Origin of the sequence: Pseudomonas sp. B22129 (assembly GCF_044218875.1) — a bacterium.
GTDB lineage: Bacteria > Pseudomonadota > Gammaproteobacteria > Pseudomonadales > Pseudomonadaceae > Aquipseudomonas.
Genome location: NZ_CP162592.1, coordinates 3894276 through 3918683 on the forward strand (window position 1 = coordinate 3894276; position 24408 = coordinate 3918683).

The window sequence follows — 24408 nt, forward strand, 5'->3', positions numbered from 1 at the left end:
CATGCATGCACTTGTATCTCGGATAGGCATTTGCGCAGTGGGCCTGGCGATGGCCTCCAGCCTCAATGCGGCGACGACCGTGACCGGCCAGATCAGCTCCACGCTGACGCTGATTGCCAGTTGCCAGGTCAATGGCTCCGGCGCGGCCACCGGCCTGAACTTCGGTAGCCTGAACTTCGGCACCACCAACAGCCTGTTCACCAACGCCGATGCCCAACTGCTCGGCGGCACCGGCACCGGCGGCGCGTTGTCGGTGCTGTGCTCGGCCGGCACCACGCCGGCCATCAAGGTACGCGCCGGGGCCCATGACAATGCCTCACCCGGCGGCACTCGTGCCCTGGCGGACGGTGCCGGCAACTTCGTGCCCTACGACTTCTACACCGACAGCGGGCATTCCACGCTGCTGGCCATCGACGGGGTCATCACCCTGGCGGCCAGTACCGGCGTGGCGCAGACCGTGAACCTCTACGGGCGTGCGGTGGGCAAGGCGGGGCTGCCGGCTGGCACCTACACCGACACGGTGGCAGTGGAACTGACGTTCTGACGCCATGAACCGTTCGGTGGCGAGGGCAGTGCTGGCGTGCACGCTGGTGGTGCCACTGCCGTTGTCGGCGGTGACCAGCCAGAGCTTTCAGGTGAGCGCGACCATCACGCCGGGCTGCCTGATTGTGGGCGGGGGCTCCAACTACGGTGCACTGACCTACGGCAGCTATTCGGCTCTGGCGACAAGCACCGTCACGGCGGCGCTGACCGGCGGGGTGACCTTGCAATGCACGCCGGGCGTGACGTTGAGCATGAGTGTCAACGGCGGCCTGCACAGCAGTACCGGGCGTAACTTGCAGCTCAACAGTGGCAGTGCGCGAGTGGCTTACCAATTGTTTCGGGATGCGGCGTTCAGTCAGGCCCTGGGGATCAGTCAGAGCGTCAACGTGACATACAGCGATGCCAACAACATCAGCCTGCCGATTTACGGACGGGTGCAGTTACCGGGCAATCAGCCTGGGGGGACGTACAGCGACACGCTGCAGGTGCAGCTGACGTGGTAAGGGCTATCGGTATAAGGAGTGGGTTTATGCGTTCAACTTCCCGGCGGTCGTGGGCCGCGGGTGCTGCCTTGGGTGCCTTGTGCGCCACAGGGTGGGTGCAGGCCGCCAGTTCGGTGCTGATCTGGCCGATCGACCCGGTGCTGGAGGCCGACCAACAGGCCAGTGCGCTGTGGCTGGAAAACCGTGGCACCGAGACCGCCAGCTTGCAGATTCGTGTGTTTGCCTGGAGCCAGAGTGGTTTTGACGAGCAATACCAGAACCAGCGCGATGTGATCGGCAGCCCGCCGGTGGCGAAGATAGAGCCGGGTCAAAAGCAACTGGTACGCCTGACGCGCACCCGTGAAGTGCCGCCGGGGCAAGAGTTGGCGTATCGCATCATCATCGATGAAATTCCCACGGCGCTGCAGGTTCCGCCGCCACCGGAAGGCAAGAACACTGCCGCCGCCATTCGCTTTCAGATGCGTTATTCGGTGCCGCTGTTTGCCTACGGCGCGGGGTTGTGGAGCAAGGACGACGCCACACGTCAGCGCGACCCCAAAGGTGCCGGCAAACCGGACCTGAGCTGGCAAAAAGTCACGGTGGCCGGGCGCACTTACATTGAGGTGCGCAACCAGGGCGCCGTGCATGCGCGCCTGACCGATGCCTCGTTCAAGCAGGGCGGGCAGGCTCGCCCCCTGGTCGACGGCTTGCTCGGTTATGTGCTGCCGGGCGCGACCATGCGCTGGCCGGTGCCGGATGCGATATCCGCCGACCAGTCGTTGCAGGTGCGCGTCAACGGCGCCCCTCAATTGGAGAGCCTGGCACCGAAGCGTTAAGCGTTTTTGCAGCGGGACGGGATGATGCCCGGGTTTAACAGGATGGAGATGTCCATTGAAGGACACAACGCCATGGAGCCGTGGTCGGGCTCGTTGTAGGTGGCCGTCGGTGGCAGTGGTGAGCGGGCTGTGGGGCGCAATGATCGCGCTTCCGGGCGTGGCGGGCGACCTGCCGCCGCCCCCGGGCAGTATGGAGGCTGTCGCCGATGCACAGCTGTTTCTGGAGCTGGTGGTCAACCAGATGGACACGGGCCGGGTCATCGCGGTCGATCAGCGTGCCGGGCAACTTTATGTGCCGGCCAGCGCGTTGCAGGACGTGGGCATGAAACTGCCCGGCGACTTGAGCGGCAGCGTCGACCTCGACAAGGTGCCCGGCCTGCACAGCGACTACGACAGCAACGGCCAGCGTTTGCTGCTGGATGTGCCGCCGTCGTGGTTGCAGGAACAGTTCATCGGCAATCGCAATACCTACCCGCGTACCCAGGCGATGAGCAGCTTCGGCGCCTTGCTCAACTATGACGTGTATTTCAACGACACCGATGATGGCGGCCGCTACCTGGCGGCCTGGAACGAAGTGCGGCTGTTCGATAATTGGGGCACCTTGTCCAACACCGGGCAATACCGCCAGACCCTCGCCGGTGGCGTCAGCGACAGTACGCTCAATAATGGCTACCGGCGTTACGACACGACCTGGCGTTTTTCCGATGATGAGCGGTTGCTGACCTATGAGGCCGGTGACGTGATCAGCGGCTCGCTGCCCTGGAGCAGTTCGGTGCGCCTGGGCGGGGTGCAGTGGTCGCGGGACTTTGCCGTCCGCCCGGACCTGGTCACTTACCCCTTGCCGCAATTTGCCGGTGAAGCGGCGGTGCCGTCCTCGGTCGATCTGTTTATCAACGGTTACAAATCCGAAAGCGCGCTGCTGCAGCCGGGGCCGTATACCCTGACCAACGTCCCGTTTATCAACGGCGCCGGCGAAGCGGTGGTGGTCACCACCGACGCGCTGGGGCGCCAGGTGTCGACGACGGTGCCGTTCTATGTCACCAGCACGCTGCTGCAAAAGGGGTTGACCGATTTCTCGGTCGCCGCCGGGACCTTGCGCCGAGACTACACCGTGCGCGATTTCGGCTACGGCCCGGGCGTGGCCAGTGGCACCTTCCGTTATGGTTATTCCGATAACCTGACCCTGGAAAGCCACGCCGAAGCCTCCAGCGACCTGACCCTGGGCGGGCTGGGTGGCAACCTGCGCCTCGGCAACTTTGGTGTGCTCAACACCGCCGTCAGCCAGAGCCAGTTCGATGGGCGCACCGGCCAGCAATTGAGCCTGGGCTACCAGTACAGCAGTTCGCGCTACAGCCTCTCGTATCAACGGGTTCAGCGGCGCGACGAGTATGCCGACCTGACCCTGGTCGACACGCCTTATGCCAGCCTCAGCAAGCGCAGCGAGCAAGTCACGCTGAGCCTTAACCTTGAGCGTTTCGGCAGCCTGGGCGTTGGCTATTTCGATGTGCAGGCTGCGGACGATTCACGCACGCGCCTGCTCAACCTCAGCTGGAGCAAACCGCTGTGGCATAACACCAGTTTTTACCTGTCAGCCAACCGTGAGATCGGCGACAGCAACTGGGCCATGCAGGCGCAATTGGTCATCCCGTTCGATATCAACGGCAGCCTGGCCTTGAGCACCGAGCGCAGCAAGGACGGCGCCAGCCGTCAGCGCATCAACTACAGCAGCGCGGTGCCGAGTGACGGTGGGGTGGGCTACAACCTCGGGTATGCTCAGGGTGATGGCCCGACCTACCGCCAGGCCGACCTGACCTGGCGCCTGCAATCGGTGCAGTTGCAGGCCGGTGTGTACGGCAGCAGCGGCGCTGAAACCCGTTGGGCGGATGCCAGTGGCTCGCTGGTGTGGATGGGCGGCGACACTTTTGCCGCCAACCGCATCAATGACGCGTTTGTGGTGGTGAGTACCCAGGGTTTTGGCGGCATTCCGGTGCGCTATGAAAACCAGCTGGTAGGCCAGACCGACCGTAACGGCAAATTGCTGGTGCCGTGGAGCAGTGCGTATTACCGCGCCAAATATGAAATCGACCCGCTGAACCTGCCGCCGAACGTGCAGAGCCCGAACGTGGAACAGCGGGTTTCAGTGCGCCGTGGCAGTGGTTATCTGCTGGAGTTTCCGCTGCGCCGGGTGCTCGCCGCGAGCATCACCCTGGTGAACAGCCAGCACCAGGAACTGCCACTGGGCAGCCTGGTCATCCATGAGCAGAGCAACAGCCAGGCCGTGGTCGGATGGGATGGCTTGGTGTACCTGGAAAACCTCAGTGCGCACAACACGCTGCAGGTCACGCTCGGCGAAGGCCGTAGCTGCCAGGCGTCATTCGATATCAATGAGCAGCAACAGGATGTGCCCTTGATCGGGCCATTGGTGTGCCAGTGAGCGGTTGAAAGAGGAGTGTGCGGGTGAGGGGCAAGGGATGGCTTTACAGTGTGTTGGCCGGCGCGGGCCTGGCAATGTCCAGCCAGGCAATGGCTGTGTGTTCCACGGTTGCCACGTCACCGGCGAGTTTCGGCTCGGTCAGTTCGATCAATGTGAACACCACCGTGCAAAACAGTTCGACCTTGAACGGGGGCTTGAGCTGCGGCCCTTCGCTGATTGCACTGGGCACCAGCGATCACTTTTATCTGACGATCTCTTCGCTGACCTCAGGGCTGGTCGGCCCCACGGGCGATGTGATCGGTTACACGGTCTACGGCAATAACTCCACCAGCTTTCCGATCAACCGTAACACCCTGTTCGATTTCGGGCCCAATGGCATTGCCACCGCGGCGGGGCTGTTGACGGGGCCGGGGAACAAGTCTTTGCCGCTCTACCTGGGCAGCATCACCGGCAGCAACGTGGCGGCAGGGGTTTACACCGAGGTCTTGACCCTGGCCTGGGGCTGGGATTATTGCATTGGCCTGGGGGTCGGCAGCTTGTGTGTGCTGCGCGATAAAAACCTTGCCCCCGCCACCCGTACCCTCACCGTCACCCTGACGGTCACCAATGATTGTCAGATCACCGCACCGGCGATCAGCTTTGGCAGCGCTCCAGTGATCAGTGGTTTTGCCACCGTGAATGGCCAGGCGAGCGTCTCCTGCACCAAGGGCAGTTCCTACAGCGTGGGCCTGAGCGATGGGCAGAACCCGATCAGCGTGGGGGGGCGCCGCCGAATGGTGTCCTCTGGCAACTACCTGGCGTACGACATTTTCAAAAGCGCCGGCACGACTCGCTGGGGCAGCGTGGGCGCGGCGCGGCGCGACAGTTCGACTGCCGAGATCAACCCGGGCAACGGTCTGGGCAGCGGCGCCAGTGGCGGCAGCCAGGTGTTCAACTACAACGCCAAAATCTACACCGACCAGACCACGCCACCGGGCGGCACCTACCTGGACAACGTGGTGCTGGATGTCGGGTTCTAGAACTTCAGCATCTGCGTGGTCGGCTGATCTACCGGGCTGACCACCGCATAGTTGTAGCCCGCACCTGACCAGTACTCGGCTTGCAGCCCGTCGGCGCTGCGACGGCCACGGGGCAGGAAGCCGTTTTCCGGGCCTGGCGGGCGGATATAGAAGCTGATGCGCCGGCCTTGAGGGTCCTCGTACAACACCATGGCGGCCGCGCCTTGCTCTGTAGTGAGCAGGCGCCCGCTGACCGGCTTGAAGCCTGACTGGCTCAGGTCGGGCAGGCGGTGGGCCTGGTTGAAGTAACGGTCCAGCCAAGCCTGCATGGTGCCGCCGTCCCCAGCGTTGTAATCGGCGGGCATGATGCCGTCCTGGCCAAACAGGCGGAACGCTTGCATCGCATCGGCCATGGGCAGCATGGCGGGCTGGGCGGCTTCGCGGGCTTGCCAGCCGCCGAGGCCGCCAAGGCTGACCGCGATAAGCAGCACGGCCGCCGTGGCAAAGTGGCGACGGGTTTGATGCTTGATGCGCTGGCGGATCAGCGCCGGGTCAAGGTCGGGGTTGGGCGGTTGTTGCAGGGCCCCGCTTAACGATGCACGCAGCAGGTGCGCATCCTGTTGCCAGGCCTGCACTTGGGCGGCGGCGTCGGGGTGGGTGGCCAGCCAGGTTTCAAGCACGCGTCGGTCGGCCTCCAGCAATTGGTGGTCGACGTAGGCATGCAAATCGCGTTCGCTGGGGGGCAGGCTGATCATTTGAGTATCCGCAGGGAAGGGCTGGCAATTTCGCCGTCGCTGAGTTGACGCAAGGCTTGGCGCGCGCGGGACAGGCGTGACATCACGGTGCCAATGGGTACATCAAGAATCTGGGCGACCTCTTTGTAACTAAGGCCCTCGACTGACACCCAGAGCAGCAGGGCGCGTTGTTCGGTGTTGAGCTGGTCGAAAGCCTGAAGGGCTGATTGAGCCATGACCGTACGCTCCACCGAGGGCTGTGCGTCGTCACGGCCGGTGAAAAATTCGAGCATGCGGGCGTAGCGCCTGCTGCGCCGGTGAGCGTCGAGGAACTGGCGATAAAGAATCGAGAACAGCCAGGCGCGCAAATCGCCTTCGATGCGTTTGTCGGCCCAACTGATGATCGCCCGTTCCAGGGCCGACTGAACCAGGTCGTCAGCGCTGCTGGCGTTACGGGTCAGGGACACGGCAAAGCGCCGCAACCTGGGGATGAGTTCACGTAACTGTTCGTCGAGTTCATGCATGGTCGGCTGGCTGGTCACTACGCTGGGACTAGAGAGACGTCCGGCGCTGAAGGTTATTCCTTTCCCTGAAAAATAAACTCAGGGGCCTGGAATAGAGCGGATCGGCGTTCGTCTTAATGCTCCGACCTTATGTTTCACCCCCTAAGGCCTCTGGCCCTGGAGTCACTTCATGGTAGATCACTCATCACCGCCCCGTCCTGCGTTGAGCACTGCGAGCCTGATCGCGCGACTCGCCGGGATCGGTGCCGTGGTTGCGGTTGTTGCCGGGGCGTTTGCCTACGTCAATGGCACGCTCGACCCACAGCGCCTGCGCCCTAAAACCCTGGTCAATGCCCTGGAAACCAACAATGGCATACACCCGGGCTTTCGCCGCAACCACGCTAAGGGCGTGTGCGTGGCGGGTTATTTCGAGAGTAGCCCTGAGGCGCGCGCGTACTCCAGCGCGCAGGTATTCAGCGAGGCGAAAACCCCGGTGATCGGCCGCTTTGCCCTGCCGAGCGGCAACCCTTACGCGCCGGACAGCAGTGTGCCGATCCGCAGTTTCGCCCTGCAATTCAGCCAGGCCAACGGCCAGCAGTGGCGCACGGGGATGAACAGCATGCCGGTGTTCCCGGTAGGCACACCCGAGGCGTTCTACCAGATGCTCAAGGCCGGCGCACCCGACCCGGCCACCGGCAAGCCGAACCCGGCGAATATGCCGGCGTTTTTTGCCTCACACCCGGAGACTGCGCCGTTCCTGGCTTGGGTCAAGACGGCCAAGCCGTCCGCCAGTTATGCGACTGAAACCTATAACGGCATCAATGCGTTTTTCCTGGTGGGGGCCGATGGCAAGCACCAGGCCGTGCGTTGGGGCGTGGTGCCGCAAAGCCAGGACGCGCCGGGTGAAACCGCGCCGTCGGGCAGTGATTTCCTCGAAAAAGATTTGGTACAGCGTCTGGCTTCAGGGCCACTGCGTTGGCAGTTGAACATGACGCTGGCCAACCCCGGCGACCCGCTGGACGATGCGAGCAAGGCCTGGACGGGGGAGCACAAGGTACTGAACGCCGGCACCCTGGTGTTGCAAAGCAGCCAGCCACAAGCGGATGGCGACTGCCGCGACATCAACTTTGATCCGCTGATTTTGCCCAGTGGCATCGAAGCCTCCAACGACCCGTTGCTGGCTGCACGGTCGGCCGCCTATGCCAGTTCATACGTGCGGCGTGCGGGTGAAGTCAGCCCGCTGCACAGCGCCCCTCAGGAGTCGAAGCCATGAATGCTCAACCACGGTTTTTCGCGCCACTGGCGCGCCTGCTGCATTGGCTGATGGCGCTGATGATCATCGCCATGCTGTTTATCGGTGCGGGCATGGCGGCGTCGGTTTCCGAACGGCACGAATGGTTGATTCACCTGCATAAGCCGCTGGGCATCGCCATTCTGGCGTTGGTGATCGTGCGGCTGATCGTGCGCTTCTCCACTCGGCAACCGCCTTTGCCTGCCGATTTGCCGCTCTGGCAGAGGTTGGCGGCCAAGGCGTCCCATGTGTTGCTGTATGGGTTGATGCTGGTGTTGCCAGTGCTGGGCTGGGCGATGATTTCGGCGGCGGGTGACCCGGTAATGCTCAGCAGCTCCGTGCAATTGCCGGCACTGGTGGGGGCGAACGCGCCGTTGTTTGCACTACTGCGCAAAGCCCATGGCTATCTCGCCTACCTGTTGTTCCTGACGGTGCTGTTGCATCTGGCGGCGGCGTTGTTCCATGGGCTGATTCGGCGCGACGGCGTGCTGCAAAGCATGACCGGCATCAAGGACTGACGCGGTTAGCGTGTGTGGTGAGCGAGCTTTTGTGGTGAGCAAGCTCGCTCGCCACAGATCAGCGCAAGGCTGTGACGATATCCGCCACGCTGCTCAATACGTCTTTGCCTAGCTGCTTGGAGCGCTCACCGGACCAACCGGTTTTCGGGTTGGGCATGTCGTCGTTGTCCTTGAAGGGCATCTCCAGGGTTAACGACAGGCAGTCGTACTTCTCGCCAACCGCATTGCAGGCCAGGGTCATATTGGCTTCGCCCGGCAGGTCGCGGGTGTAGCCGTGGGTGGTCTGGAAGTCACGGGTGAGGGCGCTCAAGTGGCTGCGAAAGTGTTTCTCCAGTGCCTCGATACGCGGGGTGTAGCCCGGGTTGCCTTCGCAGCCGGCGGTGAACACATAGGGGATTTCTTCGTCACCGTGGATGTCGAGGAACAGGTCGACGCCGTACTTTTCCATTTGTTCCTGGGCAAACAACACTTCAGGGCTGACTTCCTGACTCGCGCTTTGCCAGGCGCGGTTGAGGTCCTGGCCCATGGCGTTGGTGCGCAAGTGACCATGAAAAGCGCCATCGGGGTTCATGTTGGGTATCAGGTACAGGTCGGCGACGGACAGGAGTTTTTTCAGCTCATCGTCACCGTCCTGTTGCAGGCGTTCGATGATGCCTTCCATAAACCATTCGGCCATGTGTTCGCCAGGGTGCTGCTGGGCAATGATCCAGACCTTGCGTTGGCCCTCGCCACCTTTGCCGCGGCGCAGCAGCTGGATATCACGGCCCTCGGCACTTTTGCCGGTGGCAAGCAACTGGGTGCCGGCGCGGTTCAAGGCTTGCTCGATCAGCCAGTCGTGGCGTTCACGGCTGTAGGGCTCGAAGTAGGCAAACCAGGCGTGTTTTTCGCGGGTTTCCAGCGTGATGTGCAGCGTTTCGCCATCAAAGCGCGTGGGGACGCGGAACCAGTTGATATGGTCGTAGGACGCCACGGCGTTGTAGCCGCTCCAGGCGTTTTTATAGGAAGACTGGCTCGCGTTGCTCAGGCGAAAGTTGTGGGTGTGGCCCACGTGCATGCCTTCGGCCTTGAAATGGAACCATTGGAAATGTTGGCTGCGGGTGTCGGGTTTGATTGCCAGCAGCAGTTGGTAGGCGTCGCTGGCATCCAGGACCTGGATGTTGCCGCTGTCAAAGTCGGTGCTGATCTTGATGGAGGTCAAAGCCACGGTCATAGTCTGATTGCCTGAATATGAGTGTTGTGGCGGATATCTTACACAGGAGCCAGGCAAAATCTTGCGGCAAAATTGTTGCGTGGGAAGGGGGCGTCATCCTTGACGCGTCAGCAGCTTAGAATCTATGAGATTGATTCTCAAGCGCTATTTCGCAAAGATCCGGGCTAGAGCGTTCGTTCGGCTTTCTTTTGGCAATGGTCTTTTGCTACCATGCGCGCCATCAAGCAACACACAGTCTTCATTAGCCTGAAGCCACGCCAGGGAAACTGGCAAAAAAAAGACCCGGCCAAAGAGCCGGGTCAAAAACCGTGATTAGCCTGATGAGGAGATATTCCAAGAGTCCGACCTAAGGTCCCTTGGTCTATCGACTGATCTCGCGATCAGCTGGGTCCAATAATAATCATTATCATTTGCAAGTCAAATGTTTTTATCCGCGAGATAGAAATATTTTTCTTCGCGCCTGTCATGTGCTTGCCTGAGTAGCGCCGGGCGACTGCAACGACCGCTCCACCATCGCCTTCGCCATATCGATCAAATACACCACTGAAAATGCCAGGTCGCGTTGGTTGCCCTGATGGCTGCTTGCCGATTCGTAGGCCGTGGCCGCTGCGCTGCGCAACAGGTCCGAGGCGTGCACCAGGGCTTCTTCTTGGCTAAGGCCGGGCTTGATGGTAAAGAAGGCTCCGTCCGGGGCTGATGCCGACATATCCTCTTTCAAGTAATAGTCCAGCGCGCGCCTGGCAGCGCCGCTGCTGCGCATATCGTTCAGTTCGTCGTTTTCGGGTGTGTCGAGCAGGCGTTGCGGGGCTGTTGTCATGAGGGTCGGTACTCTGGCAGGGGGGCAAAAAACCATGGAACCGATAATAGTACGTATCGTATTTATGTCCTTTTATGGATTACTACAAACTGTTTATTGTCCTGAAAAATACGCAACGTATTGTCAGGCCCCATGGATAACTGGATAGCGTTGGTCAAGGCCAACATGAAAGACCGCAAGGTCACTCAAGACAAACTGGCCGAACGCCTGGGCATGTCCCAGGGCGGCGTGGGCCATTGGCTGAACAAGCGCCGTGTGCCCACACTCGCCGATATGAACCGGGTGCTCGCGGAGCTGGGGTTGGGATACCTGGAAGCGGTGCTGGAAATTCGCGAGAAGGCCGATGAAGCGCCGGCCCCGGAAAAACACTACAACCCGTATTTCCGCTACCCGGTCAGCGACTGGAAAGGTGTCTGCGAGATCCGCGAAGAACGCCCGGCCTACGGCGCCGCACGGTTCGAATTGACCGACTATCACGCCCGTGGCGAAGCCTTCTGGCTACCTGTAACGGGAGATGCCATGACCGCCCCCAGCGGCCTGAGCATCGGCGCAGGCATGATGATTCTGGTGGACCCGGCCATTGCCGTCGAGCCCGGCAGGCTTGTCGTCGCCCAGTGGGCTGGCAGCACCCAGGCCACCTTCCGCCAGTTGAGGGAAGAGAGCGGCCAGCTTTATCTGGTCCCCCTCAACCCCACTTATCCCAAGCAACTGTGCACCGCCGAGTGGCGAATGCTCGGCGTCGTGGTGCAAGCCACGGCGAAGTTCTAGCCCGCCGTTTCAAGCTCCACCAACGCACTGCCTTCTGCAACCATCTCGCCTTCCTGGCAAAACAGTGCCTTGATCACCCCGGCCCGGGGCGCGCGGATGCTGTGCTCCATCTTCATCGCCTCCAGCACCACCAGTTGCGTGCCGGCCTCCACGGTTTGGCCGATCTCCACCAGCACCCGAACGATGCTGCCGTTCATTGGCGCCGTGAGGCCGCCTTGTTGGGCACCATTGGCCTCGACCGCTGCAATCGGGTCAAACAGGCTGACCGCGTGCATCTCGCCGTCCCAGCGCAGGTACACAGTGCCCTCGCTACGGACTGCAAGATGGCTGCGCCGCACACCCTGGTGTTCGATGACCAATTGTTCGCCTTGCCAGTGCGCAGCGCTGCTGGCCAACGTCACCAGCCGGTCCTGCCCGGCGCTGCTCAAGTGCAACGAGACCTCGGCAGGCAGCCCTGCGCGAAACCCCCGCGTGTCGGCCCAAGGCCCGTTACCCACCGGCAAACTCTGCATAAAGGCCGAGCCCGCCGCCTGCCAGAACTCATCGCTCATTTCGCCGGCCACCGGCAACAGCTCATCCTGATAACGCGGAATAAACCCGGTATCCAATTGCGCCGCCGCAAAGGCCGGGTGCCCGATAATCCGCCGCAAAAAGCCCAGGTTGGTCTTCACCCCGCCGACGGCGAACTCGTCCAGCATGGCCAACAACCGCAGGCGCGCCTGTTCACGGTCTTCACCCCAGGCAATCAGTTTGCCCAGCATCGGGTCGTAAAACGGCGAAACACTGTCACCTTGCGACACGCCGCTGTCCACGCGCCGGCCCGGGCCGGGCGCCGATTCACGGTACAGCGCGAGGCGTCCGGTCGCCGGAAGAAAATCATTGGCCGGGTCCTCGGCATACAGTCGAACTTCAATCGCATGCCCGATCAATGGCACCTGTTCCTGGGTGATCGGCAGCGGCTCACCTCTCGCGACGCGAATCTGCCACGCCACCAGGTCGAGGCCGGTAATTGCTTCGGTCACCGGGTGTTCCACCTGCAGCCGCGTGTTCATCTCCATAAAGAAAAATTCGCCACGGGCGTCCAGCAAAAACTCCACCGTGCCTGCGCCCACATAGCCGATGGCCTGGGCGGCGCGCACGGCGGCTTCGCCCATGGCTTTGCGCTGTTCAACGCTCAAGCCGGGTGCCGGCGCTTCTTCCACGACCTTTTGATGGCGACGCTGGATCGAGCAATCACGCTCATTCAAATACAAGCAGTGGCCGTGCTGATCGGCAAACACCTGGATTTCCACATGGCGCGGCTTGAGCAGGTATTTCTCCACCAGCATCTGCCCGTTGCCAAATGACGACAGCGCCTCACGCTGCGCAGAGGCCAGCGCTTGAGCCAGTTGGCTGACGTCCTCAACCACTTTCATGCCCTTGCCGCCGCCTCCGGCTGTGGCCTTGAGCAACACCGGGTAGCCGATGCGCTCGCAGGCGGCGCGGAAAGTCTCCAGGTCCTGGGCCTCGCCGTGATAACCCGGCACCAGCGGCACCCCGGCGGTTTCCATCAGGGCCTTGGCGGCGGATTTGCTGCCCATCGCGTCAATTGCCGAGGCGGGCGGGCCGAGGAAGATCAAGCCAGCGGTTTCAATCGCACGTGCAAACCCGGCGTTTTCCGACAGGAAGCCGTAGCCCGGATGAATTGCCTGGGCGCCGCTGGCTTTGGCGGCCGCAATGATTTTGTCGATTTGCAGGTAGCTTTCGGTGGCCTTGCTGCCACCCAGGTCCACCCGAATATCAGCCTCACGGCTATGGCGTGCATCGCGGTCGATGGCACTGTGCACGGCCACGGTGGTCAAGCCCATGGCTTTGGCGGTGCGCATGACCCGGCAGGCAATCTCGCCGCGGTTGGCCACCAGCACGGTGGTCAAGGTTTTGCTCATGAACGTGGCTCCTGGGCTTGCCAGCTGGGCGTGCGTTTTTGCAGGAAGGCGCGCAAGCCTTCCTGGCCTTCGGGGCTGACACGAATCCGCGCGATGGCATTTTCGCAATAGCGGCGCAGGGCCGGGGTAAGGGCGCCGTTACCGACTTCGCGCAGCAAATCCTTGCTGGAGCGCATCGCGGCGGGGCTGTTTTGCAGCAGGTTGGCGATCCATTTTTCAACCTGCAGGCCCAGCTCCACGGCGGGATAACTTTCCGCCAGCAAACCGATTTCCCGCGCGCGCTGGCCGCCAAAACGCTCGGCGGTCAGGGCATAGCGCCGTGCTGCGCGTTCGCCGATCGCCTTGACCACGAACGGGCTGATCACCGCCGGGGCCAGGCCAATGCGCACTTCCGACAAACAGAACTGCGCGTCATCTGCGCCAATCGCCATATCACAGCAACTGATCAAGCCCAGCGCACCGCCGTAAGCCGCGCCTTGCACCACCGCCAGGGTTGGAATCTTCAGCTTGGCCAGGTTGTACATCAGCTCGGCCAGTTCGCGGGCGTCATCCAGATTGGTGTGGTAATCGAGTTCGGCCGACTGCTGCATCCAGGCCAGATCGGCCCCGGCGCTGAAGTGCTTGCCGCGCCCGCGCAGTACCAGAAAACGCAGGGAGGCGTCGCTCTGCACCTGGTCGAGGGCAATGATCAGTTCGCGGATCATCTCGGCATTGAACGCATTGTTCTTTTCTTCACGGCTGAGCCACAGCGTGGCAAAACCACGGCTGTCGGTGATCAGTTCAAGGGTGTTGAAATCGCTCATGGGGTACGGCTCCATTTACATGCGGAACACGCCGAAGCGGCTCGGCTCGATGGGGGCATTCAGCGCGGCGGACAAGGCCAGGGCCAGCACATCACGGGTCTGCAGCGGGTCGATGACGCCGTCATCCCACAGGCGGGCGCTGGAATAGTAGGGGTGGCCCTGGGTTTCGTACTGGTCGAGGATCGGCTGCTTGATCGCGCTTTCCTCTTCAGCGCTGAACTCGCTGCCCGCCCGTTCAGCCTGTTCGCGCTTGACCTGCACCAGCACGCCCGCAGCCTGTTCGGCCCCCATCACGCCAATGCGCGCATTCGGCCACATCCACAAGAAACGCGGGTCGTAGGCCCGCCCGCACATCCCGTAGTTACCGGCGCCAAAGCTGCCGCCGATGATCACGGTGAACTTCGGCACCTTGGCACAGGCCACCGCGGTGACCAGCTTGGCGCCATGTTTGGCAATACCGCCGGCTTCGTACTTCTGGCCGACCATGAAACCGGTGATGTTTTGCAGGAACAGCAGAGGAATGCCGCGCTGGCAGGCCAATTCGATAAAGTGCGCGCCTTTTTGCGCGGCTTCTGCGAACAGAATGCCGTTGTTGCCCAGGATCGCAATCGGGTAGCCGTGCAGGTGTGCAAAACCGCACACCAGCGTGGTGCCGAACAGCGCCTTGAACTCATCGAACACCGAACCGTCCACCAGCCGTGCGATCACTTCGCGTACGTCAAACGGCTGCTTGGCGTCTGCCGGGATCACCCCGTAAAGCTCTTCGCTGCTGTACAGCGGCGCGACGGGCGCGCGTTGCAGCAGCTCGCCTTGTTTGCGCCAATTGAGGTTGGCCACGCTGCGCCGCGCAAGGGCCAGCGCATGTTCATCGCTGTCGGCATAGTGGTCGGCGACGCCGGAGATCTTGCAGTGCACATCGGCGCCGCCCAGGTCTTCAGCGCTGACCACTTCACCGGTCGCGGCTTTTACCAGCGGCGGCCCGGCGAGGAAGATGGTCGCTTGCTGGCGCACCATGATCGCTTCGTCCGCCATGGCCGGCACATAGGCGCCACCGGCTGTGCAAGAACCCATCACCACGGCAATCTGTGGAATGCCCTGGGCGCTCATATTGGCCTGGTTGAAGAAGATCCGCCCGAAGTGCTCTCGGTCCGGGAACACTTCGTCCTGACGCGGCAAGTTGGCGCCGCCGGAATCCACCAGGTAGATGCACGGCAGGCGGTTCTGCTCGGCGATGGCCTGGGCGCGCAAGTGTTTTTTCACGGTGAGCGGATAGTAGGAGCCGCCCTTCACCGTGGCGTCGTTGGCGACAATCATGCATTCGACGCCTTCCACGCGGCCGATGCCGGCGATCACACCGGCCGCCGGCACGTCTTCGCCGTACACCTGATGGGCGGCCAACTGGCTCAATTCGAGAAACGGCGAGCCCGGATCAAGCAGGCGGTTGATACGTTCGCGGGGCAGCAGTTTGCCGCGCGAGGTGTGGCGTTCCTGGGCTTTGGCGCCGCCACCTTGCTGCACCTGGGCGAGCAGGGTGTGCAGCGCGTCGACCTGTTGGCGCATGGCGGTGCTGTTGGCGGAAAACTCTGGCGAGCGCGGGTTGAGCTGGGTGTGCAAGATGGCCATGGTGCGCTCCTTCAGCGGGTTTCGTTGAAGAGTTCGCGACCGATCAGCATCCGGCGGATCTCACTGGTACCGGCGCCGATTTCGTACAGCTTGGCGTCACGCAGAAGGCGCCCGGCGGGGAATTCATTGATGTAGCCGTTGCCGCCGAGAATCTGGATGGCATCCAGGGCCATCTGTGTGGCGCGCTCGGCGCTGTAGAGGATCACCCCGGCGGCATCCTTGCGCGTGGTTTCGCCGCGTTCGCAGGCCTGGGCCACCGCGTAGAGGTAGGCGCGGCTGGCGTTGAGTTGGGTGTACATGTCGGCGACCTTGCCCTGGATCAGCTGGAATTCGCCGATGCTCTGGCCGAACTGCTTGCGGTCGTGGATGTAGGGCACGATCAGGTCCATGCAGGCCTGCATGATCCCGGTCGGGCCGCCGGAGAGCACGACGCGCTCGTAGTCGAGGCCGCTCATCAATACTTTCACGCCGCCATTGAGCACGCCGAGGATGTTTTCCTCGGGCACTTCGACGTCATCGAAAAACAGTTCGCAGGTGTTGGAGCCGCGCATGCCCAGCTTGTCGAACTTGTTGCTGCGGCTGAAGCCTTTCCAGTCGCGCTCCACGATAAACGCGGTGATGCCGTGAGCGCCTTTTTCCAGGTCGGTCTTGGCGTAGATCACGTAGGTGCTGGCGTCGGGGCCGTTGGTGATCCAGGTTTTGCTGCCGTTGAGTACGTAATGGCCACCGCGCTTGTCGGCGCGCAGTTTCATCGAAACCACATCGGAACCGGCATTCGGTTCGCTCATGGCCAGGGCGCCGACGTGCTCGCCGCTGATCAGTTTGGGCAGGTATTTGAGTTTCTGCTCATGGTTGCCGTTGCGGTTGATCTGGTTCACACACAGGTTGGAATGCGCGCCGTAGGACAACGCCACCGAGGCCGAGCCGCGGCTGATTTCTTCCATCGCCACCACGTGGGCCAGATAACCCAGGCCGGCACCACCGTATTCTTCCGGTACCGTGATGCCGAGCAGGCCCATGTCACCGAACTTGCGCCACAGGTCGGCGGGAAACAGGTTGTCGCTGTCGATCTGGGCTGCGCGCGGCGCGACTTCCTTGGCCACGAAGTGCTGCACCTGGTCGCGCAGCATGTCGATGGTTTCACCGAGGGCGAAGTTCAGGGACGGGTAACTCATGGACAGGCACCTTACTGTGAGCTTTGTTGTTGTGTGGACGGCGCCGGAGGAGGGCGCTCACCTTTACGTTAACGTAAGCTTGCGTTGCGAGGCTGTCAATCGTAGTTTACGTTTACGTCAAGCAACCGCCGTCCACCTTACAAAAAAGACAAAAGGGGTCGTTATGGATCAACTGAACCCGAGCTACAGCCGTGGCTCTCAGGACAAGACTTTGCTGGCTGAAACGATCGGCCAGGCCTTTGATAAAACCGCCGCGCGCTACCCGGACGGCGAGGCGTTGGTGGTACGCCATCAGCAGCGTCGATATTCCTGGCGGCAACTGGCCGAGACCGTTGATTTGCATGCCCGCGCATTTATGGCCCTGGGCATGCAAACCGGTGATCGCCTGGGCATCTGGGCGCCCAATTGCGCCGAGTGGTGCATCAGCCAGATCGCCAGTGCCAAGCTCGGGGTGATTCTGGTCAACATCAACCCGGCGTATCGCAGCAGTGAACTGGAGTACGTGCTCAAGCAGTCCGGCTGCCAATGGCTGGTGTGTGCAGGTTCATTCAAAGCCTCGGATTACCACGCAATGTTGCAGGCGTTGAAACCCGACCTGCGCGCCATCATCAGCCTCGACCCCAGCCCGCCCCCGGGCTTTGTGCCCTGGTCGCAACTGTCGGCCCTCGGCGCAGGTGTTACGCCCGAGCAGTTGCACAGCCGCCAAGCCAGCCTGCATTTCGATCAGGCCGTAAACATCCAGTACACCTCCGGCACCACCGGTTTCCCCAAGGGCGCGACCCTCAGCCACCACAACATCCTCAATAACGGCTACATGGTCGGCGAAAGCCTGGGCCTCACCGCGCAGGACCGCCTGGTGATACCGGTGCCGCTGTATCACTGCTTTGGCATGGTGATGGGCAACCTGGGGTGCATCACCCACGGCACCACCATGATTTACCCGAATGACGGCTTCGACCCGCTGCTCACGTTGAGTGCCGTCGCCGAAGAGCGGGCTACCGGCTTGTACGGCGTGCCGACCATGTTTATCGCCATGCTTGATCACCCGCGCCGAGGCGAGTTCGAACTGTCAACCTTGCGCACCGGGATCATGGCGGGCGCCACCTGCCCCATCGAAGTGATGCGCCGTGTCATCAGCGAATTGCACATGGGCGAAGTGCAGATTGCCTATGGCATGACCGAAACCAGCCCGGTCTCGTTGCAGACCGGCGCGAATGACGACCTGGAGCGGCGCGTGACCACCGTCGGGCGCACCCAGCCGCAACTGGAAAACAAAATCATCGACGCGGCCGGCAACACCGTTGCGCGCGGCGAAGTCGGTGAGCTGTGCACCCGTGGTTACAGTGTAATGCTCGGGTACTGGAACAACCCCGAAGGCACCCGCGACGCCATCGACGACGCCGGCTGGATGCACACCGGTGACCTGGCGACCATGGATGAACAGGGTTACGTGTGCATTGCCGGGCGTAACAAGGACATGATCATTCGCGGTGGCGAGAACGTGTACCCGCGTGAGCTGGAGGAGTTTTTCTTCACTCACCCGGCGGTGGCGGATGTGCAGATCATCGGCATTCCGGACGAGCGTTATGGCGAAGAGATCGTCGCCTGGGTCAAGTTCCATCCCGGCCATGTGGCCAACGAGCTGGAATTGCAGACCTGGTGCAAGGGCCGCATTGCGCACTTCAAGACGCCCAAGCATTTCAAATTCGTGGATGAGTTTCCGATGACAGTGACCGGCAAAATCCAGAAATTCCGTATGCGCGAGATTTCCATCGAAGAGCTGCGAACCCAACCCGATTAGCGCCACAAGGCCCATGTGGGAGCTGGCTTGCCTGCGATAGCGGTGCGTCTGACAGGCCGCAATCGCAGGCAAGCCAGCTCCCACAGATTGGACAGTTGAGTGTCAGGTGCAAAAAGCACAAAGGGGACCCGAAGGTCCCCTTTAATTTGTCGTTGCGTGCTCTTTTTTTATTATTGAGGGGCGGTCTATTGTTGTTTTTGGCAACCGTTACCCTTTACCGCTGTTTTTGGCGACCCCCATCCGGGGTCAAGAGCAAACGTATTTTTTTGAACGCTGACCTGCTTCTTCGTGATCGACCCAACCAGTGGCAGCTACCTGAGGTAGTTTTATTTTTCTCTAACCGGTTGCGGGTTTCGGCATGCCGTACCCTGCGAAGCACATCTTCTTCAAAAAAATCTGTTAGCTGCGTCTCTGCCGTGTTGTTTTTGTTATGTCAGAGTCGTTTCGTCTTATTTTTATTAGGTTTGGCGCTTTTTATTCTTGTTATGCCATAGAGATAGCAGAAGCCGTGCCAACTTTTAAAAGTCCTTAAAAATCAATGGTTTGATTTTTATGTGGGACATGGCCTTCAGCAAATGCGACAAAATATGTTCCCGTGTTACTCGAAACGTAAGCGTGCGGTAACACATTGTCACAGCCTCCCTACTCAAACGGCATTACGTGCCTTGGCGACGCGCGACCCGGTAGGCCGGCCCAGCACCTGGCTGATTTGCCGGCCCGCACGCATCAAGGCGTCCAAGTCGATACCCGTTTCGATCCCCAGGCCGTTGAGCAGGTACAGCACATCCTCGGTGGCGACGTTACCGCTGGCGCCCTTGGCGTACGGGCAGCCGCCCAGGCCCGCGATAGAACTGTCGAACACATTGATACCTTCGAGCAGGCTGGCGTAGATATTGGCGATGGCCTGGCCATAGGTGTCGTGGAAGTGCCCGGCCAGCTTGTCCCGGGGTACCTGCGCCCCGACCACCTCGAACAACCGCCGTGTGGCGCCCGCCGTGCCGGTGCCGATGGTGTCACCCAACGACACTTCGTAGCAGCCCATGGCGTACAGCTCACGTGCGACGGCGGCCACTTGCTCCGGCGCGATGTCGCCTTCGTAAGGGCAGCCCAGCACACACGACACATAACCACGCACGCTGATGCCGTTGTTCCTGGCTGCGGCCATGATCGGCGCAAAGCGCTCCAGGCTTTCGCTGATGGAACAGTTGATATTGCGCTGGGAAAACGCCTCGGACGCCGCCGCAAATACAGCCACTTCCTTCACGCCCGCAGCCAGCGCGTCTTCAAAACCGCGCAGGTTCGGGGCCAGCGCGCCGTAGGTCACACCGGGCTTGCGCTGAATCTGCGCAAATACTTCGGCGGAGCCGGCCATCTGCGGCACCCACTTGGGCGAGACGAAACTGCCGACTTCGATATAGCTCAAGCCCGCAGCGCTCAAGGCGTCTACCAACTGCACCTTGTCGGCGACGCTGATGGGTTGGGCTTCATTCTGCAAACCGTCGCGCGGGCCGACTTCCACCAGGCGCACGTGTGAGGGGAGGGGCATGGCAGTTACCTTCTGATCAATGGCCAACCTGGCTCATGGTGTGCGCGAGGGCCTGGGTGCAGCGCTCTTCGGCGGTGTCCAGTTCCAGTTTCATCTGTTCGATGTCCAGCAACTGCTGCTCAAGCTGCTCACGGCGCTCAGCGATTTTCGCCAGCATGCTGTTGAGCTGAATGTGGTTGCCGCTGCTGGGGTCGTAGAGTTCGATCAGTTCGCGGCACTCGGCCAGCGAAAACCCGATGCGCTTGCCGCGCAGGATCAGCTTGAGGCTGACCTTGTCTCGCGCCGAATAAATACGCTCCTGGCCCCGGCGCTCCGGGGCCAGCAGGCCTTGTTCTTCATAAAAGCGAATCGCGCGGGTGGTGATGTCGAGCTCGCGAGCGAGGTCGGAGATGCTGTAAGTGGTGCTCATGGCGGCGCTCAAGAGGGGCTTGGCGCTAAGCTAATGTCAGGTTGACGTAAACGTCAAGCAAATAGCCCGCATGGGCACTTATCCTGTGGCGAGGGAGCTTGCTCCCGCTGGGCCGCGAAGCGGCCCCAAGAGATGGGCCTGCTGCGCAGGCCAACGGGAGCAAGCTCCCTCGCCACAGAAGCGGTCAGGCTTGCTTGCCATCCAGCTTCTTCTCGTGCGCCGTGACTTGCTGGCACAACTCGATCATCTGCTCGCGCATCCAGCGGTTGGCCGGGTCCTGGTCGGTGCTTTCGTGCCAATACAGGTGGGTTTCCACCGGCGGTACGTCATTGACCGGCAGGTTGAACCAGTGCAGTTCATGGCGGCGGGCAAAGCGTTCGGGCACGGTCATCACCATGTCGGTCTGCTGCAACACTTGCGAAGCCATCAAGTAATGCTGTGAGCGCAGGGCGATCTTGCGCTGCAGGCCCATCTTGCCGAGGGCCAGGTCCACATGGCCCAAACCGTTGCGGCGGCTGGAGATATGGATGTGGGTCAGCCCGAGGTAGTCATCCAGGGTCAGCTTGTCCTTGCCCGCCAGCGGGTGGCCCTTGCGCATGGCGCACACGTAACGGTCTTCCATCAACTTGACGTGGCGCACTTGCGGGTCGGTGTTGAGCGGCGCATCCACGGCAAAGTCCAGGCGCCCGGCGGCGAGTTCCTTGGTGGTTTCACGGCGTTTGGACAGGAAGCTCTCGATCACCACCGTCGGCGCCAGGCGGCGCAGGCGCTGGAACAGCAGCGGCAAAATCACCGCCTCGGTAAGGTCGGTCATGCTGATGCGGTAGGTCTTGGCCGCTTGTTGCGGGTTGAAAATCCGGCTTTCCTGCACCGACACCCGCAGCAACGACAACGCATTGCGCACCGGGCCGATGATGTTCTGGGCCATGGGCGTGGGCACCATGCCTTGTGCGGTACGCACGAACAGCGGGTCGTTGAAGGTCTCGCGCAAGCGTGCCAGGGCGTTGGACACTGCCGGCTGGGTGATGCCGACAATCTGCCCCGCGCGGGTCAGGTTGGCTTCGGTGTAGATCGCGTCGAAGACGATGAAGAGGTTGAGGTCGACCTTGCTCAGATTCATTTCGTTGCGCTCTTATTGTTAGATGCCGATAGGCCGATCATATATCGGTGATGAATGTTAATACACGCCGAGAATAGGCTAGGTAAATTATCAACGCTGTTCTAGCATCGATTGCATGACCTAAACAACCTCTCAGAGAAGGGAGCTGCTCATGGATTTCGCCTATTCGCCCAAGGTTCAGGAACTGCGTGAACGTGTCACCGCGTTCATGGACGCTTACGTTTACCCGGCCGAGCCGGTGTTTGAACGCCAGGTCAGCGAAGGTGATCGCTGGCAGCCCACCGCCATCATGGAAGAGTTGAAGGCCAAGGCTAAGGCCGAAGGTTTGTGGAACCTGTTCCTGCCGGAGTCCGAATTGGGCGCGGGCCTGACCAACCTTGAATACGCACCGCTGGCCGAGATCATGGGGCGCTCGTTGCTGGGCCCGGAGCCGTTCAACTGCTCGGCACCCGACACCGGCAACATGGAAGTGCTGGTGCGCTACGCCAATGAAGAACAGAAACAACGCTGGCTGGAACCGCTGCTGCGCGGCGAGATCCGCTCGGCGTTCGCCATGACCGAACCGGATGTAGCATCTTCGGACGCCACCAACATGGCCGCCCGCGCTGAGCGCCAGGGCGACGAGTGGGTCATCAACGGCAAAAAATGGTGGACCTCCGGCGCCTGCGACCCGCGCTGCAAAATCCTCATTTTCATGGGCCTGAGCAACCCGGATGCACCGCGCCACCAGCAGCACTCGATGATCCTGGTACCGGTGGATACCCCCGGCGTGAAAATCGTGCGCCCGCTGCCGGTGTTCGGCTACGACGATGCGCCCCACGGCCACGCCGAAGTGCTATTCGACAACGTGCGCGTGCCGTATGAAAACGTACTGTTGGGTGAGGGCCGTGGTTTTGAAATCGCCCAGGGCCGCCTGGGCCCTGGCCGTATCCACCACTGCATGCGCTCCGTCGGTATGGCCGAGCGGGCACTGGAATTGATGTGCAAACGCTCCGTCAGCCGTACCGCGTTTGGCAAGCCGTTGGCCCGGCTGGGCGGCAATATCGACAAGATCGCCGACTCACGCATGGAAATCGACATGGCGCGCCTGCTGACCCTGAAAGCGGCGTACATGATGGACACCGTGGGTAATAAAGTCGCGAAAAGTGAAATTGCCCAGATCAAGGTGGTAGCACCGAATGTGGCACTGAAGGTCATCGACCGCGCGATTCAGATGCATGGCGGTGCGGGTGTTTCCAACGACTTCCCGCTGGCCTACATGTACGCCATGCAACGCACCCTGCGCCTGGCCGACGGCCCGGACGAAGTGCACCGTGCGGCGATCGGCAAGTTCGAGATCGGCAAGTATGTGCCTCGGGAGTTGATGCGCGGCGAGCGGTAAGACCGAGTCGCCTGTATTCGCGAGCAAGCCCGCTCCCACACTTTGATTTGTGAACACATTCAAAATGTGGGAGCGGGCTTGCTCGCGAAGAGGCCAGTCTGAACAACACACAACCTCAGAGTTCAGTACACCCAAACCTCCACCCGCCGATTCTTGATCCGCCCCTCATCCGCCGTATTCGTCGCCACCGGCATCTGCGCACCAAACCCGCGAATATCGCGCAGTACAACACCGCTTTTGACCAATTCCCGGCGCACCGCCATCGCCCGCAATTTGGAGAGCAGCGCCGCCCGCTGCGGGTCATTCTTGGCATCACCAAACCCGACCAGCGTGACCTGCTTGTCGAGTTTGTTGTGGCTTCTTAAATAAGCCACCACTCGCTGCAGATCCTGGCGTGCCTTGTTGTCCAGGCTGGCGCTGCCCTCCTCGAAACGAAAATTCACGGTCAAGCGCTGGGCGTCACGGGCGATGGCCTGGTAGTCCTCGGGCATGGAGGCACGCGGTTCTACGGCGATGGCCTGCACGTGCTGCGCGATAAACCCGTTGGCCGCCACAATCGCCTGGCCCTTGCTGCTCTGGGCAAAACTCACCAGTGCATTGGCCCACAGGTTATGGCCCGACGGCGGCAGGTAAAAATACAGCCGGCGCGACAGCGGGTAGTCCTCGGTGGCAATCAGGCTGGTCAGTGGCAGCATGGGCTGCGAATCGCCGTCGACAATCGCCACCGCCTTGGCCTGACGCACATAGGGCAGGCCGATAAACCCGATGCCCTGAGGGTCATGGCTGACCGCATCGGACAGTTCTTCGCTGGACTCAAACCGCTTGGCGCCAGGGGCCAAGGGTTTGCCGCGCAGGCGCAGCACCAGTTCCTTGAAAGTGTCGTAGGTGCCGGATTGATCATCGCGGGCGTACAGATGAATCGCGCCGCCGACACCGCCCAGTTCCTCCCAAGTGCTGACCTCGCCGTTGAAGATCTGCGCCAGTTGCTCGGTGGTCAGCGTGTTCAACGGGTTGCGCGGATTGAGGATGATCGCCAGGCCGTCGATGGCAATCACCTGCTCGGCGCCCGGGCTTTTCAGGTCACCGAGCGGTTCAAGGTCCACCAGCTCACTGTCCTTGATCGGGCGCGAAGAAGCTGCAAGGTCGGCGCTGTTTTTTTTCAGCGCTGCAAACCCGGTGCTGGAGCCGTGGGCCGCGACGTCGATGGTCACGGTCTTGCCCAAGCGGGTCTTGCCGATCAGCCGCTGTTCATTGGCGCCTTCGGCCGCTTCGCTGTGCACGCCCTGTAACCCCTGATGCTCCATCAAGCCCATCACCAATGCCGGCCCCAGCGCCGCGCCAATGGTGTTGGAGCCCTGGATGCGCAGTGCGGCGCCTTGATCGGGAACGGGAAGAGGGGCGGCAACAGCGTAGAAGGGAAAAACGGCCAACAGGAACAGAACGCGCAGCTTCATGCCGGCACCTTCTCAAGCCAAAGGGAGTGCCGGTAGA

22 protein-coding genes and 1 pseudogene are annotated in these 24408 nt (G+C 61.6%); 11 read left to right on the forward strand and 12 right to left on the reverse strand.

Annotated features, from left to right (window positions below):
* The first annotated feature begins 1 nt into the window (after window position 1).
* The 5 genes from AB4P94_RS17995 (at window position 2) to AB4P94_RS18015 (ending at window position 5314) form a co-directional block, all read left to right on the forward strand.
* The gene (locus AB4P94_RS17995; RefSeq protein WP_395606717.1) at window positions 2-544 is read left to right on the forward strand and encodes a spore coat U domain-containing protein; all 543 of its coding nucleotides are present in this window, start codon (window positions 2-4) and stop codon (window positions 542-544) included.
* A 4-nt stretch (window positions 545-548) separates the two neighbouring features.
* Window positions 549-1046, forward strand: a complete 498-nt coding sequence (locus tag AB4P94_RS18000) for a spore coat U domain-containing protein (RefSeq protein WP_395606718.1) — start codon at window positions 549-551, stop codon at window positions 1044-1046.
* A gap of 26 nt (window positions 1047-1072) precedes the next feature.
* Window positions 1073-1861, forward strand: a complete 789-nt coding sequence (locus AB4P94_RS18005) for a molecular chaperone (RefSeq protein ID WP_395606719.1) — start codon at window positions 1073-1075, stop codon at window positions 1859-1861.
* A gap of 139 nt (window positions 1862-2000) precedes the next feature.
* Entirely contained in the window at window positions 2001-4295 is a 2295-nt protein-coding gene (locus AB4P94_RS18010) for a fimbria/pilus outer membrane usher protein (protein ID WP_395606720.1), read from the forward strand.
* A 74-nt stretch (window positions 4296-4369) separates the two neighbouring features.
* Window positions 4370-5314 carry a spore coat protein U domain-containing protein gene (locus tag AB4P94_RS18015; protein ID WP_395611355.1) on the forward strand — a complete coding sequence of 315 codons (945 nt, stop codon included), beginning with the start codon at window positions 4370-4372 and terminating at the stop codon, window positions 5312-5314.
* Here AB4P94_RS18015 and AB4P94_RS18020 read toward each other — a convergent pair.
* Together AB4P94_RS18020 and AB4P94_RS18025 are read right to left on the reverse strand one after the other, a co-directional pair.
* The gene (locus AB4P94_RS18020) at window positions 5311-6048 is read right to left on the reverse strand and encodes an anti-sigma factor family protein (protein ID WP_395606721.1); all 738 of its coding nucleotides are present in this window, start codon (window positions 6046-6048) and stop codon (window positions 5311-5313) included. The genes AB4P94_RS18015 and AB4P94_RS18020 overlap by 4 nt on opposite strands.
* A complete protein-coding gene (locus AB4P94_RS18025; RefSeq protein WP_395606722.1) occupies window positions 6045-6551 on the reverse strand; it encodes a sigma-70 family RNA polymerase sigma factor in 507 nt (168 codons plus the stop codon). Before AB4P94_RS18025 ends, AB4P94_RS18020 begins: the two co-directional genes overlap by 4 nt.
* A 169-nt stretch (window positions 6552-6720) precedes the next feature.
* Here AB4P94_RS18025 and AB4P94_RS18030 point away from each other — a divergent pair, with 169 nt between their 5' ends.
* Entirely contained in the window at window positions 6721-7803 is a 1083-nt protein-coding gene (locus AB4P94_RS18030; RefSeq protein WP_395606723.1) for a catalase family peroxidase, read from the forward strand.
* Window positions 7800-8339 (forward strand): cytochrome b, encoded by a 540-nt coding sequence (locus tag AB4P94_RS18035; protein WP_395606724.1) that lies wholly within the window; start codon window positions 7800-7802, stop codon window positions 8337-8339. Before AB4P94_RS18030 ends, AB4P94_RS18035 begins: the two co-directional genes overlap by 4 nt.
* Before the next feature lie 58 nt (window positions 8340-8397).
* Here the strand turns inward: AB4P94_RS18035 and AB4P94_RS18040 are convergent, their stop codons facing one another.
* The gene (locus AB4P94_RS18040) at window positions 8398-9549 is read right to left on the reverse strand and encodes a M14-type cytosolic carboxypeptidase (protein ID WP_395606725.1); all 1152 of its coding nucleotides are present in this window, start codon (window positions 9547-9549) and stop codon (window positions 8398-8400) included.
* A 463-nt stretch (window positions 9550-10012) separates the two neighbouring features.
* Window positions 10013-10366, reverse strand: coding sequence for a DUF6124 family protein (locus tag AB4P94_RS18045; RefSeq protein WP_395606726.1), 354 nt, complete (start codon window positions 10364-10366; stop codon window positions 10013-10015).
* A 132-nt stretch (window positions 10367-10498) separates the two neighbouring features.
* Here AB4P94_RS18045 and AB4P94_RS18050 point away from each other — a divergent pair, with 132 nt between their 5' ends.
* Window positions 10499-11134, forward strand: coding sequence for a LexA family protein (locus tag AB4P94_RS18050; protein ID WP_395606727.1), 636 nt, complete (start codon window positions 10499-10501; stop codon window positions 11132-11134).
* Here AB4P94_RS18050 and AB4P94_RS18055 read toward each other — a convergent pair.
* The 4 genes from AB4P94_RS18055 to AB4P94_RS18070 are packed head-to-tail and all read right to left on the reverse strand — an operon-like array spanning window position 11131 to window position 16660.
* Window positions 11131-13059, reverse strand: coding sequence for an acetyl/propionyl/methylcrotonyl-CoA carboxylase subunit alpha (locus tag AB4P94_RS18055; protein WP_395606728.1), 1929 nt, complete (start codon window positions 13057-13059; stop codon window positions 11131-11133). The genes AB4P94_RS18050 and AB4P94_RS18055 overlap by 4 nt on opposite strands.
* Window positions 13056-13862 (reverse strand): gamma-carboxygeranoyl-CoA hydratase, encoded by an 807-nt coding sequence (locus AB4P94_RS18060; protein ID WP_395606729.1) that lies wholly within the window; start codon window positions 13860-13862, stop codon window positions 13056-13058. Before AB4P94_RS18060 ends, AB4P94_RS18055 begins: the two co-directional genes overlap by 4 nt.
* A gap of 15 nt (window positions 13863-13877) precedes the next feature.
* Window positions 13878-15485: a carboxyl transferase domain-containing protein gene (locus AB4P94_RS18065; protein ID WP_395606730.1), complete on the reverse strand. Its 1608-nt coding sequence runs from the start codon at window positions 15483-15485 to the stop codon at window positions 13878-13880.
* Between the two features lie 11 nt (window positions 15486-15496).
* Window positions 15497-16660: an isovaleryl-CoA dehydrogenase gene (locus AB4P94_RS18070; protein WP_395606731.1), complete on the reverse strand. Its 1164-nt coding sequence runs from the start codon at window positions 16658-16660 to the stop codon at window positions 15497-15499.
* A gap of 163 nt (window positions 16661-16823) precedes the next feature.
* Between AB4P94_RS18070 and AB4P94_RS18075 the strand changes: the two genes are divergently transcribed.
* Window positions 16824-18461: an AMP-binding protein gene (locus AB4P94_RS18075; RefSeq protein ID WP_395606732.1), complete on the forward strand. Its 1638-nt coding sequence runs from the start codon at window positions 16824-16826 to the stop codon at window positions 18459-18461.
* Between the two features lie 646 nt (window positions 18462-19107).
* Here AB4P94_RS18075 and AB4P94_RS18080 read toward each other — a convergent pair.
* Entirely contained in the window at window positions 19108-20007 is a 900-nt protein-coding gene (locus AB4P94_RS18080) for a hydroxymethylglutaryl-CoA lyase (RefSeq protein ID WP_395606733.1), read from the reverse strand.
* 16 nt (window positions 20008-20023) lie between these two features.
* Window positions 20024-20416, reverse strand: a complete 393-nt coding sequence (locus AB4P94_RS18085) for a MerR family DNA-binding transcriptional regulator (protein WP_395606734.1) — start codon at window positions 20414-20416, stop codon at window positions 20024-20026.
* A gap of 83 nt (window positions 20417-20499) precedes the next feature.
* Between AB4P94_RS18085 and AB4P94_RS18090 the strand changes: the two are divergent.
* A pseudogene (locus AB4P94_RS18090) lies at window positions 20500-20598 on the forward strand (N-acetyltransferase); the annotation flags it as partial.
* 2 nt (window positions 20599-20600) lie between these two features.
* Here AB4P94_RS18090 and AB4P94_RS18095 read toward each other — a convergent pair.
* Complete coding sequence (locus AB4P94_RS18095; protein ID WP_016974062.1) at window positions 20601-21536, reverse strand: LysR family transcriptional regulator; 936 nt, start codon at window positions 21534-21536, stop codon at window positions 20601-20603.
* A 151-nt stretch (window positions 21537-21687) separates the two neighbouring features.
* Here AB4P94_RS18095 and AB4P94_RS18100 point away from each other — a divergent pair, with 151 nt between their 5' ends.
* Window positions 21688-22917: an acyl-CoA dehydrogenase gene (locus AB4P94_RS18100; protein WP_395606735.1), complete on the forward strand. Its 1230-nt coding sequence runs from the start codon at window positions 21688-21690 to the stop codon at window positions 22915-22917.
* A gap of 122 nt (window positions 22918-23039) precedes the next feature.
* Here AB4P94_RS18100 and AB4P94_RS18105 read toward each other — a convergent pair whose 3' ends face one another.
* Complete coding sequence (locus AB4P94_RS18105; protein WP_395606736.1) at window positions 23040-24371, reverse strand: substrate-binding domain-containing protein; 1332 nt, start codon at window positions 24369-24371, stop codon at window positions 23040-23042.
* Between the last annotated feature and the right edge of the window lie 37 nt (window positions 24372-24408).

Excerpts from the sequence above, each read along its gene's own strand:
- AB4P94_RS17995 (WP_395606717.1), top strand. The coding sequence starts at position 2 with ATGCATGCACTTGTATCTCGGATAGGCATTTGCGCAGTGGGCCTGGCG.
- AB4P94_RS18000 (WP_395606718.1), top strand. The coding sequence starts at position 549 with ATGAACCGTTCGGTGGCGAGGGCAGTGCTGGCGTGCACGCTGGTGGTG.
- AB4P94_RS18005 (WP_395606719.1), top strand. The coding sequence starts at position 1,073 with ATGCGTTCAACTTCCCGGCGGTCGTGGGCCGCGGGTGCTGCCTTGGGT.
- AB4P94_RS18010 (WP_395606720.1), top strand. The coding sequence starts at position 2,001 with ATGATCGCGCTTCCGGGCGTGGCGGGCGACCTGCCGCCGCCCCCGGGC.
- AB4P94_RS18015 (WP_395611355.1), top strand. The coding sequence starts at position 4,370 with ATGTCCAGCCAGGCAATGGCTGTGTGTTCCACGGTTGCCACGTCACCG.
- AB4P94_RS18020 (WP_395606721.1), bottom strand. The coding sequence starts at position 6,048 with ATGATCAGCCTGCCCCCCAGCGAACGCGATTTGCATGCCTACGTCGAC.
- AB4P94_RS18025 (WP_395606722.1), bottom strand. The coding sequence starts at position 6,551 with ATGCATGAACTCGACGAACAGTTACGTGAACTCATCCCCAGGTTGCGG.
- AB4P94_RS18030 (WP_395606723.1), top strand. The coding sequence starts at position 6,721 with ATGGTAGATCACTCATCACCGCCCCGTCCTGCGTTGAGCACTGCGAGC.
- AB4P94_RS18035 (WP_395606724.1), top strand. The coding sequence starts at position 7,800 with ATGAATGCTCAACCACGGTTTTTCGCGCCACTGGCGCGCCTGCTGCAT.
- AB4P94_RS18040 (WP_395606725.1), bottom strand. The coding sequence starts at position 9,549 with ATGACCGTGGCTTTGACCTCCATCAAGATCAGCACCGACTTTGACAGC.
- AB4P94_RS18045 (WP_395606726.1), bottom strand. The coding sequence starts at position 10,366 with ATGACAACAGCCCCGCAACGCCTGCTCGACACACCCGAAAACGACGAA.
- AB4P94_RS18050 (WP_395606727.1), top strand. The coding sequence starts at position 10,499 with ATGGATAACTGGATAGCGTTGGTCAAGGCCAACATGAAAGACCGCAAG.
- AB4P94_RS18055 (WP_395606728.1), bottom strand. The coding sequence starts at position 13,059 with ATGAGCAAAACCTTGACCACCGTGCTGGTGGCCAACCGCGGCGAGATT.
- AB4P94_RS18060 (WP_395606729.1), bottom strand. The coding sequence starts at position 13,862 with ATGAGCGATTTCAACACCCTTGAACTGATCACCGACAGCCGTGGTTTT.
- AB4P94_RS18065 (WP_395606730.1), bottom strand. The coding sequence starts at position 15,485 with ATGGCCATCTTGCACACCCAGCTCAACCCGCGCTCGCCAGAGTTTTCC.
- AB4P94_RS18070 (WP_395606731.1), bottom strand. The coding sequence starts at position 16,660 with ATGAGTTACCCGTCCCTGAACTTCGCCCTCGGTGAAACCATCGACATG.
- AB4P94_RS18075 (WP_395606732.1), top strand. The coding sequence starts at position 16,824 with ATGGATCAACTGAACCCGAGCTACAGCCGTGGCTCTCAGGACAAGACT.
- AB4P94_RS18080 (WP_395606733.1), bottom strand. The coding sequence starts at position 20,007 with ATGCCCCTCCCCTCACACGTGCGCCTGGTGGAAGTCGGCCCGCGCGAC.
- AB4P94_RS18085 (WP_395606734.1), bottom strand. The coding sequence starts at position 20,416 with ATGAGCACCACTTACAGCATCTCCGACCTCGCTCGCGAGCTCGACATC.
- AB4P94_RS18095 (WP_016974062.1), bottom strand. The coding sequence starts at position 21,536 with ATGAATCTGAGCAAGGTCGACCTCAACCTCTTCATCGTCTTCGACGCG.
- AB4P94_RS18100 (WP_395606735.1), top strand. The coding sequence starts at position 21,688 with ATGGATTTCGCCTATTCGCCCAAGGTTCAGGAACTGCGTGAACGTGTC.
- AB4P94_RS18105 (WP_395606736.1), bottom strand. The coding sequence starts at position 24,371 with ATGAAGCTGCGCGTTCTGTTCCTGTTGGCCGTTTTTCCCTTCTACGCT.